The sequence below is a fragment of the Pseudomonas sp. CVAP#3 genome (genome assembly GCF_018986375.1).
Taxonomy (GTDB): domain Bacteria; phylum Pseudomonadota; class Gammaproteobacteria; order Pseudomonadales; family Pseudomonadaceae; genus Aquipseudomonas; species Aquipseudomonas helvetica.
In genome coordinates, this window is sequence record NZ_JAHMSC010000027.1 from 53480 (window position 1) to 66680 (window position 13201).

At 53.2% G+C, this 13201-nt stretch carries 7 protein-coding genes; 3 read left to right on the forward strand and 4 right to left on the reverse strand.

Annotation, left to right across the window (positions count from 1 at the left end; genetic code table 11):
• The first annotated feature begins 391 nt into the window (after positions 1 to 391).
• Positions 392 to 673 (forward strand): HU family DNA-binding protein, encoded by a 282-nt coding sequence (locus tag KRR23_RS27695; protein WP_007905514.1) that lies wholly within the window; start codon positions 392 to 394, stop codon positions 671 to 673.
• A 147-nt stretch (positions 674 to 820) separates the two neighbouring features.
• On the opposite strand, the gene rlmF is transcribed toward KRR23_RS27695, so the two are convergent.
• A complete protein-coding gene (gene rlmF, locus KRR23_RS27700; protein ID WP_216745027.1) occupies positions 821 to 1843 on the reverse strand; it encodes a 23S rRNA (adenine(1618)-N(6))-methyltransferase RlmF in 1023 nt (340 codons plus the stop codon).
• A gap of 268 nt (positions 1844 to 2111) precedes the next feature.
• Between rlmF and KRR23_RS27705 the strand changes: the two genes are divergently transcribed.
• Entirely contained in the window at positions 2112 to 2537 is a 426-nt protein-coding gene (locus KRR23_RS27705; protein ID WP_216745028.1) for a hypothetical protein, read from the forward strand.
• A gap of 409 nt (positions 2538 to 2946) precedes the next feature.
• On the opposite strand, the gene KRR23_RS27710 is transcribed toward KRR23_RS27705, so the two are convergent.
• Both KRR23_RS27710 and KRR23_RS27715 read right to left on the reverse strand, forming a co-directional pair.
• Positions 2947 to 8238, reverse strand: a complete 5292-nt coding sequence (locus KRR23_RS27710) for an RHS repeat domain-containing protein (RefSeq protein ID WP_216745029.1) — start codon at positions 8236 to 8238, stop codon at positions 2947 to 2949.
• A gap of 341 nt (positions 8239 to 8579) precedes the next feature.
• The gene (locus KRR23_RS27715) at positions 8580 to 11426 is read right to left on the reverse strand and encodes a valine--tRNA ligase (RefSeq protein ID WP_216745030.1); all 2847 of its coding nucleotides are present in this window, start codon (positions 11424 to 11426) and stop codon (positions 8580 to 8582) included.
• Between the two features lie 594 nt (positions 11427 to 12020).
• On the opposite strand from KRR23_RS27715, the gene KRR23_RS27720 reads away from it, so the two are divergent.
• Positions 12021 to 12311, forward strand: coding sequence for a hypothetical protein (locus KRR23_RS27720; RefSeq protein ID WP_216745031.1), 291 nt, complete (start codon positions 12021 to 12023; stop codon positions 12309 to 12311).
• A gap of 439 nt (positions 12312 to 12750) precedes the next feature.
• Here KRR23_RS27720 and KRR23_RS27725 read toward each other — a convergent pair.
• Positions 12751 to 13201, reverse strand: a 451-nt coding sequence (locus KRR23_RS27725) for a hypothetical protein (RefSeq protein ID WP_216745032.1), incomplete at its 5' end; no start/stop codon positions are given.

Consider the following 13201-nt stretch of genomic DNA (forward strand, 5'->3'; position numbering starts at 1 on the left):
TTCTCGGCTGATTGAAGAGAGGAGGGCGTGCTCCCCGAAAAAGTGCCCAGTGTACCGCACCTGCTGGTTTTGGCGGTGCTTGAAGGGTATTCGAGGCGTGTCTGACCGGGCTTATGTGCTTTTTTCCCGATTTAGAGCAATAAAGCTGACCAAATGGGTAGGTAGAGGCGGATATTTCCCCGTCTCTGTGCTAGTTTTGCCCGGTCTTACGCGAAGTCACTGCGTTAAGCGTGCATTCAGCATTTGTCAGGTCGAACCAAACCCTGATTTCGGCATCTATAACCCCGACCCGTCGGTGTTGTAGCCGAGGGTGCCAGATCCAGAAGATCGGGCTCGATGGCTGACACTGCACTCTGCAATCCATATGAATTTGATAGGGAAGGAACACCACATGGCTCTTACTAAAGACCAACTGATCGCCGATATCGCTGAAGCTATCGACGCGCCAAAAACCACCGCGCGTAACGCTCTGGACCAACTGGGCCAAATCGTTGCTGATCAACTGGAAAACGGCGGCGAAATCACTCTGCCAGGTATCGGCAAGCTGAAAGTGACCGAGCGTCCTGCCCGTACCGGCCGCAACCCTTCGACTGGCGCTGCCATCGAAATCGCTGCCAAGAAAGTTATCAAGCTGGTCGTGGCTAAAGGCCTGACTGACGCTGTTAACAAGTAAGACCGCAGTAAAAAAAACCGTGCGCCGGGACAACCCGGGCACGGTTTTTTTGTATCCGCTATTCAGCAAATGCTGCAAGCCAATGTGGGAGCGAGCAAGCAAACGTCGCCCGGCCCTCCCCACAGTTGATCTGCGTCGGTCAGTTACTCAGCTCTTGCGAACCCAGCGTTCGCGCCAGACCTGCTGCTCGGATTTGGTCTGGAAGGTCCAGGCGACAAAGCGGCTTTGCTTTTGCCCCTGAGACATTTCCACGACCTGGCTTTCCAGCACACCGGCCTTTTTCAGTGCGGTCTGGATGGCAGGCAGGTTTGAGGCTTTCGAGACCAGAGTGCTGAACCACAGCACTTTGTGTTGAAAGTGCGCGCTCTCGGCGATCAGTTGCGTCACAAACCGTGCTTCGCCACCTTCACACCACAGCTCGGCCGATTGGCCACCAAAGTTCAGCACCGGCAGCTTGCGCTTCGGGTCGGCGCGGCCCAGTGCGCGCCATTTACGCTCGCTGCCCTTGGTAGCCTCGTCCATCGAGGCGTGGAACGGCGGGTTGCACATGGTCAGGTCAAAGCGTTCGCCGGGTTCGAGCAGGCCCAGCAAAATGTGCTTGGGATTGCTTTGCTGGCGCAACTGAATGGCTTTGTTCAGCCCGTTGGACTGCACGATGGCTTTGGCGGCGGCCACGGCCGTCGGGTCGATTTCCGAGCCGAGGAAGTGCCAGCGGTAGTCGCTGTAGCCGATCAACGGGTAGACGCAGTTGGCGCCCATGCCGATATCGAGCACCTTGACCGGCGCGCCCCGAGGGATCTCGCCGTCGTTGACGCTAGCCAACAGGTCCGCGAGGAAGTGCACATAGTCGGCACGCCCCGGCACCGGCGGGCACAGGTAATCGGCTGGAATATCCCAATGGGCAATGCCGTAGAACGCCTTGAGCAGCGCCCGGTTGAACACCCGCACCGCATCCGGGCTGGCGAAGTCGATGCTCTCTTTGCCGTAGGGATTGATGATCACGAACTTCGCCAGCTCAGGCGTGGTCTTGATCAGCGCCGGAAAGTCGTAACGGCCCTGGTGGCGGTTGCGTGGGTGCAGGCTGGCCTTCTCACGCGGCTCGACGGCTTTGGCCGGGGTCGCAGGTTTTGGCTTTTGGCGCGGGGCTTTGGGTTTGCTAGGGGCGGTCATGGGAAGTCGATTCAGGGTTTTGGCTCAAAGTGGCGGGCATTGTCCCACATCTTCGGCTGGAAAACGGTCCTCCACTTCTGGAAATGCGAGGCGCGGTAGTGGGTGCTCCTTTTCCTGGAAATAGCATAGTTAAGATTGCGGTTATTTCTTATTGGTCTGATCGACTGTTAGTTCTGACAGTAGACGACATTTTTAACGGTGTTAAATTTTCGTTGAGGAAAAATAATTGCCTCTCTCGCATTTTAGATAACTAATAAGGATGTTGGATATGAACAGATTTTTTTTACTGGCCGGCGCAATGTCGTTGTCAATGAGTGCACTGGCTATTGATGGTACTCCCAAAGAGAACGATCCTCCAGGCATCGTAAAGACAGAGTCAGGAGCGGGGGCCAATACTTACACTCTGGGTGATGAGTGGAGTGGTTATACCAGCCCGATTACTATTGCGGCAGACAAGTCAACCAAAGTTGGCACCCTCCTTCAAATCGAGAATAAAGGAGAAAAGCCTACGACTGTGAAATCGATTAATACTAACTTGAATGCTGATGTCGAATTGCCCGGAAAAGCCAATCTGCAATTTAAGTTTGATGGAACAAAGTGGGTGTCTCAAGGGGTGCGTAAATATAGTGATTCTCTTCCTCCTGGCGCTCTGCCTGACGGTCAGCAGAATATTCCTCCACCAAGCAAGGGTTGAATAGAGTTGATTAACACTATTAATTGACCCGATTAATGTGCCGGGCTCTGAAATAGATATGAATCTGTTTCAGGGGCCGGCATTTTCTTTCATTGAAAAATTGGCTATCCGTACAAGCTGTTTCACCAGCTTTTTCAAGATCTGTTCGGTTTTGGCCTTGTTGTTATTCTGACAGCCTGGCTCAACTGTTTTATCGAGTGGTCAGATTTCTTCGGTGATGAACGAGTGAGACACACCCGACGTCACTTCCAATACCATCAGGCCTAAATCGCCGGAATATCCAATTAGAAAAAATGCCAGTCAGTTTAACTGACTGGCAAGAGGCCTGCGTGGGTCTTCCCTTTGTTCCAGCGTTAACCTATCTGGCACGGCGCCCGAGTTGATGGAGCATTCCGTCCCTGCTGCTCCATTACCATGCGCCGATGGCTCGCCGAATACTTTGGACGAGAGGCGGTGTGTCGTACGCCATGGTGCCCCGACAAAAGTTTCCGACAATTCGGTCGTAGTGGTAGCCTTGGCGAGTTACTTCAGTCATCAGATCACTTAGCAATACCTTGCTGGTCGGCCTCAGTATGTCGGCATTGAGTTGCTTGGCCAGCTCCTTCAATATGGGTTGATAATTTGACGGGAGAGAACCAATTTTTATGTGCTCGGCGACGGTGAATTCGTCAAGGATATAGTTAGGGATATCCGTCGCACCAGGCGGATGCCTGTAAGCTGTTCTTCCCAGTACTCGTGTCTCCCAGTTCGTGCCGACATCAGCAGCCTTGACGCCTGGAGCGGAGCGAAATTGAAACTCGGCTGACAGGGGGGAGAGCACGTGTTCTGAGGCCATCGCGGTGCCATGAGCATCAATGTATAAAATCCGACTGTCCAAGCCACCACTGTAGAGTTCGTAGGTTGAGTTAACAGGCTTTCCTTCCAGCATGGCGTTGACATTCCCTGTGGTGGAGTCCCCGGCTGGCAAATTCCCTCTGCGGTAGATCGTTCCTTGTGCGACTCGTTGTGACGCTGGCAGGTTGCTTTGTGCCAGCCTGAAGCTGGCCCTTGCCGCTACCTTGGCCCCCAGAGCACCTGCCCCGGCACTGGCAAACCCCGTTCCTAGCGATGCCCAGCCAAACGCTGTCGCCAATTTTGGATCGCTGTCCTGTAAAGCAGCCGACGCGATGCCAAACCCGGCGGAAACAATTGCAATCCCTACGGCCGCTGTTGTCCAGCCGATTGAGGCGCCGCCGGTAAAAGGCGCCAACAAGATACCCACAGAACCGAATAACACCGCTTGCACTATGGGATCCTGTATCGCGGGACCATGGGTGACTACGGTATATTGATGAACAATTTCTGCTTGCCCACTGGGGTCGCTATAGTTCACCGGATCGTTGTGGCAGTAACTGCGGTTGTTCGCACCACCTTTGCCAAAGGGGCTGAATTTGTCCCTGGTTTGAAAGCGCTGATAGTCAGGGTCGTAAACTCTCTCGCCATTGCCCAGGTGATAACAGCCGGTGACACGATCAATAGGCTGGCCATTGAAGCCAATCCAGGAATGGTGCGCCCAGTCGTAGGGGCGATACCCAAAGGGCGTGTAGGCAAAAATGGTTGAGCTGTTGTCGAGCAGGTTGTGGCTGGCAATCACTGTGCCCTTGATGTCTTTGATCTCAAAACTGTGACTGACAGTTTTGGTCTCATCGTGGATTTTCTGCGTGTTTTGCTGCAGTACACAGGCGGCACTTTGGTTGAGCAGTACTGTGGTGCGATAAATCCGTTGGCCGTTGGTTTGAAGGCCTCCTTTGCGTGCATATTGAGAGTCGCCCTGATAATAGAACAGCTCGTAATAATCGTTGCCTGTACAACCCACTAGCTGGCGAAGGTTGTTGTAAGAGTAATTGTACAACCTCTTGCTCTTGGGAAATTTCAGTCCGCCCAACCTTCCAAGGTCGTTGTATTGCAACTGCACGTCGTCGTTATTGCTCAGCCTGCCTTGGTCGTCGTAGCTGAAGGTGCAAGCCCGATCAACTTTGTCAGGTTTCCCTCGAGTCACGCTGACCAGTTGAGTACGGTCCGTCCCATCATATTGGTACCTGTCTTGAAAGGTGCCGCCGTTTGAGGTGTTGTTGCACTGTTTGAGGTTGCCAGCGAGGTCGTATGTGAAGGTCTGACTGTCCAGGATCAGACCTTCCGGCGTAACCGGTTTGCGCGGCCCCTCACAGGTATAGCTCGCCAACTGTCCCTTGTCATTGTAGGTGAAGGTCTCCTTGCGTAGTAACGTCGAAGCCTCGTACAGCGTCATGCTGGCGATTTGAGAGGAGTTGTTGTAGTCCTGAACTATCGTCAACGTATTGAAGCCTTCGGCTTCAAACTTGCGTTGAGTTTCCCGGTCTTTGTCGTCGTACGTGAAGTTTGTGACCATTGACCGCTTGTCGATCAGATTCTCCAGTGTTTCTGTTGTTAACCGGCCAGCACTGTCATAGCTGAAATCAACCTTGGCCGTTGCACTTGAAGTACTGCTCAGGCGCCCTTGAGCGTCATAATTGAATGTGGTGGTGTTGCCAAATGCATCCGTTTCACTCAGCACCACGCCGCGTAATGAACAGGTGTACCGAGCCGTGCTGGTCTCCCAATTACTACCCGTCTCGATACCGCCGGTGGTAGTCTCCGTCACTTGGTTCAGCTTCGACTCATAGGCGGCAGCGAGGGTGACCGGAATCCCCTGTTGTATGTCGCTGTTTGGTTTGCTGTCGGACTTGCCCCAGTCGCTGCTGCCTGTATAGGTAAAGTTGGTAGTCCGCCCTCCGACAGTAGTTTTTGTCACGCGTCCCAGGCTATCCAATGTGCGTGAGCCCAACTCACAACTTTCTTTCCCGTTCTCCAGGCGAGCAGCACTGGCGGTGGCGCTCAGGGTATGGGTAGGATAGTCGTTAGTGGTTATCTCGTTTGCGGCGGTAATACGAGTCAGCCGTCCAAACTTATCGTAAGTGTATTGGCGTTTGGGAGCGAAGGAGGAGGACTCTTCTGTGAGTTTCCCCAAAGCGTCGTAGATGGCGGTGTATGAGCGCTGCAATTGGCCATTAGTGAAAATAGAGGTTTCGTGCCTGCGTGTACCTGTCTGCTCATCAAACACTGTTGAAACGCTTCCACTTTGGTGCGTGCCGTAGGTGGTCCACTGTGTTTGCTGCCGTGAGACGGGGTCATACTCGAAACCCTGAGTGACACCGCCTACCCATTTGATTTTGGAAACGGCCCCCCAATCATCATATTCCAGATTCCGCGTGCGGCTCAAAAACTGAGATCCGTCGGGGTGGTAGTCATACTCTGTGATCGCGCTTTCACGTCCCAGTGAGTTGTAAACCGTTTTGCCGAGCGTCAGCCAAGTGTTGCCGTCCGAATGAAGCCGCTGGGTTTGGGTCAGCCGTCCCAATGAATCGAAAACCTCCCGGGATTGTTCACCAATGGCGCTGGTACGGGTCACGGTGCTGTCTTGTGTGGTCGAGTCGACATAACTGAGGTTAGTCGTGGCGTAGGGCGCATCATCGTTCCCGTAATTGGCCTGCCTGGTCGTGCGTCCCCGTTGGTCGTACTCATACTTAGTCTTATTTCCCTGGGAATCAGTGGTCGTCAATAATTGACCAGTAAGTGTCAGGATGGTCTGTTTTTGCGTAACGGCTGGGGTATCACCGGCGCTAATGCTGGCGGTGGTGGTGAGTTCACCATGTTCCAGGTTGTAGACGAACTCAGTGGTCACTATAGAGCCGGCAACTGTGCTGCCAGAGGTATCCAGGATTTTCTGGGAGGTGGACTTCACCCGGCCATGATGTGCGTCCTTTACATCGGTGATGTACTGGGTTTCTTCTACCGTCATAGCGTCGTTTGCCCCGGAGACGAGCTTGCCACTAGCATCGGCGATGGGGTTGTAAATAGTCAGTTTAATCGTAGGCCTGACTGCCGGACCATTAACCACCGCACCTTGGACCGGTAATTTACCGTAGCCAAAAAAGGTCCAGCGCAAATCAGTTCGCTTGCCTCCTTCAAGGGTGTAAACCTTTTCGGATTCGACGTAGACCCTGAAGTAGTTGGGGTCTCCGGGGCAGATAATGTCCACTGGTAGGTTGAAGGTTTTTTTGCCGGTATCGGTGACAAAGGGGAAGCGGGTGACGGTGCGAACTTCACGGGTACCCCAGGTCAGGCCTGCGTTGCCGAAAGCATGAAAACCCCAGCCGATGGGGTTCAGGTAGTCACCAATCCAGCCGGCTGCCACCGTCACGCTAGGGGACGCGTTAAAGGTTTCTTTCTTGACTAAAATTGACTCTCTTGGTGCGCCTTGATAGTACGTCCACTCCGTGGTAACGCCGTTTTCGGTTTTGGCAATTATGTTACCCAGCAGATCCAGAGTGACTCTGACTTGTTCAGAACGGGTTTGTTTGCCCGGGTTCTCGTAGGTTGTTGTGGTGATGACCTCCATTTTGCCAGGTTTTATTTCTTTTGCTGGAAGGGAAGTGGTATCCATCTCGCTGAATATAACGGCGCGCGAGACCTCAATTGTTTTTTTGCATCCGCCGAGAGTCACTACTTCTTTGGTTTGTTGGTTCTTGCTGGCGTCGAAGTGATGGACGGAATGACTGCCGCTGATTTCCTCGTCGATGGTGGTGCTGTAATAGCCGTAAACAACATTGGAATGGTTGTAGTTCTGCTTGCTGATGGTCTGTTTGTTGATGGAGATAGTGTGGGAGGATACTTTTTTATTGTCATACTGGATTTCTTCCAGTACTCCTGATGGGTGGGTTATGGTATTTATTATTGAAGAGATAGGGAAGGTTGAATCATATGTTGGTGAGGGAGGGGGAGTGTGTCTATCTATTTCATGAGTGTCGTGCGTATAGCTAAATTCTGTAGTGCCAATACGGTCGCTACGAGTTGTACTTCCAACAGTTAAGCCATTCCAGGGGAAGATATTTATGGTTGAGTGGGTGAGATTGTGTGAGTTAAGATATTTTCTTTTTTCGAGGGGGACTCGATCATCCAGCTTAATGGTAACTGAATATTGGTTTGCGGTCCCTGGGTGTACATGAAATATGATTTTTTGTTGAGAGTTTTCTTCTGTGTACTCTATGCGTAATAATAGTTGTTTCTTCTCGTTGGATACAGACTCAAGTCGGGGTAGAATAATTACTCTTTTAATGCCATTCGTTTCGTATTCATGATTAAATGACTCCCAGGACAGCGTAATCGATCTTCCGCTGGAGGATGTTTTTTTCGTAAGCAGATTAACGAAGGGGATGGCTTCGGAGTTAAGGTTTTTTATGTCTTTGATTTTGCCTTTGCCTATGATTATGTCAAAGAAAGAATCAAAACTTTCGACTGTTCCATCCTTGTGCACTATGTCGTTATTGTCGCGCGAATAGATGTTGGGTGTGAAGAGCTTTTTACCACTAAGTTTCCATGATTCGCCATTTGAAAGATTGAGGTTGAATAAATTAGGATTCTGTGATGAAGCTGTTGCAGAGCTGAGGTTTAGCGCCCAATTCCCAAAAACAGAAAACCTGGCACCTGGAGAGTAAACTAGCTTGATATCAAGCTCGGGTCCCAATCCATCATTGTCCAATAGCTTTGCAATAGGCAGATAGGTGTGAAACGCCCCTGTTTGAGCTGAAACACCATGAATGGCAGGGCTTTTGGTGTCAAAGGCAGTGATTTCAGTACCAGACATGGCTAACTCCTTGTTTGCTATGAGGCAAAGCGATGAAGCACCGAAGAAGGGCAAGCGCTTGCTGAGGTGCCGGTGACTTCATGCTATGCGCCATTGACGCTACCGGGATACTGTTAGAAATGTCAGTTTTTTATAGTTAAATGCTATATAAAATTTTAAATAAATAACCATTTACATTTAAAGACGTCTATCCAGAAAATCCTGAATTTATAAGGAGCCCATGGAATCGAACCTTGGAGGCTGGACAAGCGCATAAAAAAAGGAGGCCTGAAAAGGCCTCCTTTTGATTTATCTGTCCCGTCCTGAAACTGGTTAAACCTATTCAGGACTAGACATGCCTCTTACAAACTGGCAATCCGCGCATGCTGCTCGGCCAGTCTGCCCAGAGCCTGTTCGGCTTCGGCCAGTTTGGCGCGTTCTTTCTCGATAACGTCGGCCGGGGCCTTGTCAACGAAACCAGCGTTGGACAGCTTGCCGCCGACCCGCTGCACTTCACCTTGCAGGCGCTGGATTTCCTTGTCCAGGCGCGCCAGTTCGGCGTTTTTATCGATCAGGCCGGCCATCGGCACCAGCACTTCCATCTCTCCCACCAGCGCGGTGGCAGACAGTGGTGCTTCTTCGCCTGCCGCCAACACGGTGATCGACTCGAGCTTGGCCAGCTTCTTCAGCAGGGCTTCGTTCTCGGTGAGGCGACGCTGGTCTTCGGCATTGACGTTCTTCAGGAACAACGGCAGTGGCTTGCCAGGGCCGATGTTCATTTCGCCACGAATGTTACGCGTGCCGAGCATCAGGCCCTTGAGCCATTCGATGTCGTCTTCGGCGGCCTGGTCGATGCGAGCTTCATTGGCCACCGGCCAAGGTTGCAGCATGATCGTCTTGCCTTCGATACCGGCCAGCGGCGCAATGCGCTGCCAGATTTCTTCGGTGATGAACGGCATGAACGGGTGAGCCAGACGCAAGGCGACTTCCAGCACGCGAACCAGCGTGCGACGGGTGCCGCGTTGACGCTCTACGGCTGCGTTTTCGTCCCACAGCACAGGCTTGGAGAGCTCCAGGTACCAGTCGCAATACTGGTTCCAGATGAACTCGTACAAGGCTTGCGCCGCCAGGTCGAAGCGGAACTGGTCGAGTTGACGGGTCACTTCGGCTTCGGTGCGTTGCAGCTGCGAAATGATCCAGCGATCCGCCAGGGACAGCTCGTAAGCCTCGCCGTTCTGGCCGCAGTCTTCGCCCTTGTCCAGAACATAACGCGCGGCGTTCCAGATCTTGTTGCAGAAGTTGCGATAGCCTTCGACGCGGCCCATGTCGAACTTGATGTCGCGACCGGTCGAGGCCAGCGAGCAGAAGGTGAAACGCAGGGCGTCAGTGCCATAGCTGGCGATGCCGTCGGCGAACTCGTCGCGGGTCTGCTTCTCGATCTTCTTCGCCAGTTTCGGCTGCATCAGGCCGGAGGTGCGTTTCTGCACCAATTCTTCCAGCTCGATGCCGTCGATGATGTCCAGCGGGTCCAGGACGTTGCCCTTGGACTTGGACATTTTCTGGCCCTGGCCATCACGCACCAGACCGTGAACATAAACGGTCTTGAACGGAACCTGTGGCGTGCCGTCTTCGTTTTTCACCAAATGCATGGTGAGCATGATCATCCGGGCAACCCAGAAGAAAATGATGTCGAAGCCGGTCACCAGCACGTCGGTGGAGTGGAACTTCTTCAGGAATTCAGTCTGCTGCGGCCAGCCGAGGGTGGAGAAAGTCCACAGGCCCGAGCTGAACCAGGTGTCAAGCACGTCGTTGTCCTGCTGCAGCGCGACGTCCGGGCCAAGGTTGTTCTTGGCGCGTACTTCGGCTTCGTCGCGACCGACGTAGACTTTGCCCGACTCGTCATACCAGGCCGGAATCCGGTGGCCCCACCACAGCTGACGGCTGATGCACCAGTCCTGGATGTCGCGCATCCACGAGAAGTACATGTTTTCGTACTGCTTTGGCACAAACTGGATGCGGCCGTCTTCTACAGCAGCAATCGCAGGCTCGGCCAGTGGTTTGGTGGACACGTACCACTGGTCGGTCAGCCACGGCTCGATGATGGTGCCGGAGCGGTCGCCTTTCGGTACTTTCAGGGCGTGATCGTCGACGCTGACCAGCAGGCCGGCGGCTTCGAATGCTGCGACGATTTCCTTGCGGGCCTGGAAACGGTTGAGGCCGGCGTATTCGGCGGGCAGTGTGCCGTCGATCTCTTCGTTGACGCTGCCATCGAGGTTGAAGACCTGGGCTGCTGGCAGCACTTCGGCGTTCTTGTCGAAGATGTTCAGCAGCGGCAGGTTATGGCGCTTGCCGACTTCGTAGTCGTTGAAATCGTGAGCCGGGGTGATTTTCACGCAGCCGGTGCCGAATTCGGGATCGCAGTAATCGTCGGCGATGATCGGGATGCGGCGGCCAACCAGTGGCAGCACGACAAATTTGCCGATCAGGGCTTTGTAGCGTTCATCGTTCGGGTTAACCGCCACGGCGGCGTCGCCGAGCATGGTTTCCGGGCGAGTGGTCGCGACGATCAGGTAATCGTTGCCTTCAGCGGTCTTGGCGCCGTCGGCCAATGGGTACTTGAGGTTCCACAGGAAACCTTTTTCGTCGTGGTTTTCCACTTCGAGGTCGGAAATCGCCGTGTGCAACTTGGTGTCCCAGTTGACCAGGCGCTTGCCGCGATAGATCAGGCCATCTTCGTGCAAACGAACAAAGGCTTCTTTCACGGCCTCCGAGAGGCCGTCGTCCATGGTGAAACGCTCGCGGCTCCAATCGACGGACGAGCCGAGGCGGCGGATTTGGCGGCTGATGTTGCCGCCGGACTCATCCTTCCATTCCCAGACTTTCTCGAGGAATTTCTCGCGGCCCAGATCGTGGCGATTCTGGCCCTTGGCTTCGAGTTGACGCTCCACCAGCATCTGCGTGGCGATACCGGCGTGGTCGGTGCCCGGCTGCCACAGGGTGTTGCGACCCTGCATGCGACGGAAACGGATCAGGGCGTCCATGATCGCGTTGTTGAAGCCGTGACCCATGTGCAGGCTGCCGGTGACGTTCGGCGGCGGGATCATGATGGTGTAGGACTCGCCCGCGCCTTGCGGGGCGAAGTAATTCTCTGACTCCCAGGTGTTGTACCAGGAAGTTTCAATGGCGTGCGGCTGGTAGGTCTTATCCATGCGCGGCGGGACCCTATTGGCATTTGTTCAGGAAAAGCCGGGAAGTATAGCGGGGCATGGGGCGAAGGGCGAGTGAGTAATCCCCCGGCGATCCGTTCGTCGGGGCATTCGGTCTGTGCATGATTTTAGTGTTGACGGAGGGTAGAGAATAAATTGTTCACATCCTGATCTCCGCCTTATCAGGCGTGTGGTGAGATGCATTAGTTATAAAGTGATGCTCTGGCTGTTTTTATTATTCTATCGAACTGTGGTTTTCATTAGGGTGGATAAAGTTGCGAATTGAAGTAAAGCCCTCGTAGGACTGGCTCTGCAGGGCTGTTGAGCAGGAAAGTGTTTGATCGTGTGGACTGTCAGGTTGAAAGAAAGTGTAAGGCGTCGGAAGGGTGTTTATCTTGTCAACTGTCATTTGTGACAGTTGATGCCTGATTTCTGAGTTGCTAAGGTTGTTTGACTTTCAATCCATTTGGGTAGGAAGTTTAAATAAACCATTCGGTGCAAAAATACGTATCGCATGAACACCGCTGTAGATGCTTTGAGCGAGTTATTGCTTGCGATAAGTGTATTCGATGCCCGATATATTTGAAGGTGCTTGAGATGACTGATCAAAATGTTTTGCATAAGGTCGAAATTAATAACGAGCTTCATCGAGTGCAAGGAGTAAAGTTGCCTGCAACGAGCGAGGCCACACAGACGAAAAATACAATTATTGTGAGTAATAATACGCGTGGATCTTCGTTTGTCATTAATACTGATGGTCAGCGAGATGAAATTGCTTCCGGAAGTGATCTGACATTCAAGGCGACCCCGAATGCCCCGAAGTGGGATCTTACTTATAGACATGAAGAGAGTACTGGTACGCAAACCGTTTACCCGCCTTCTCGATAAGGTTGATAGTTGCATCGTGCACATAAAGAAATTGTTTGTTTGATAGGGAGGCTTGGCTTCCCTTTTTTTTTGCTTATGTTTCGGTTGTTTAAGCTTTTGAAGTCTGCGCTGGATGATAGCCGAACTTAGCAGTCAGTTCATGGCTTGCGACGAATGAGCGGTCGAAGTTTGCTTTGGTCTAGAAACGTTTTTCGAAGTGGAGGGCGGGCATCCACATACCCAATTGCACTTGTGGGGTGAGAAAGTTTTATATGCTCGGTCCCTCCGATTTGTACTCGAGCAGGGAGCGGCTTTTTATACTGCCTCCCTGCTGCGAACTCTTATAACGTTGATGTTTTTTAACACCCTCCCCCAAATATTGCTCGAAAGGGGAGGGCCTGATGGTCAACAAGTTTTTGCCCTCCAATCCCGCACCTTGCGCGGTCTCTATAGCAGGGCTCTATGGTCGGCTCACGGTCAGCGTGACATTCCTCCAGTCCGATACCGGCGCGCCCGCCGCGTTGTACGCGATCAGTGAAAGCTCCGATGTACCAGAGGCAGAGACGCCGAGGTCCTGCGGCAGTTGCAATGCCCAGTCGCCATTTTGGTCGGCGGGTGGCTTGCCGAAAAGTACGCTGCCGCCGGCTTGATAGACATAAGCGATGGTGTCGGCGGCCGCCTTGCCCTTGAGCAGGGGGCGCAGGGTGGTCACGGTGGTCGAACTGGTGACAGTGGGCGCGCTGCCGCTGGGCAGGGCGGTACTGCCCGAAGCAACGTTCACGGTCAGCGTGACGTTCCTCCAGCCCGATACCGGCGCGCCCGCCGTGTTGTACGCGATCAGTGAAAGCTCCGATGTACCAGAGGCAGAGACGCCGAGGTCCTGCGGCAGTTGCAATGCCCAGTCGCCATTT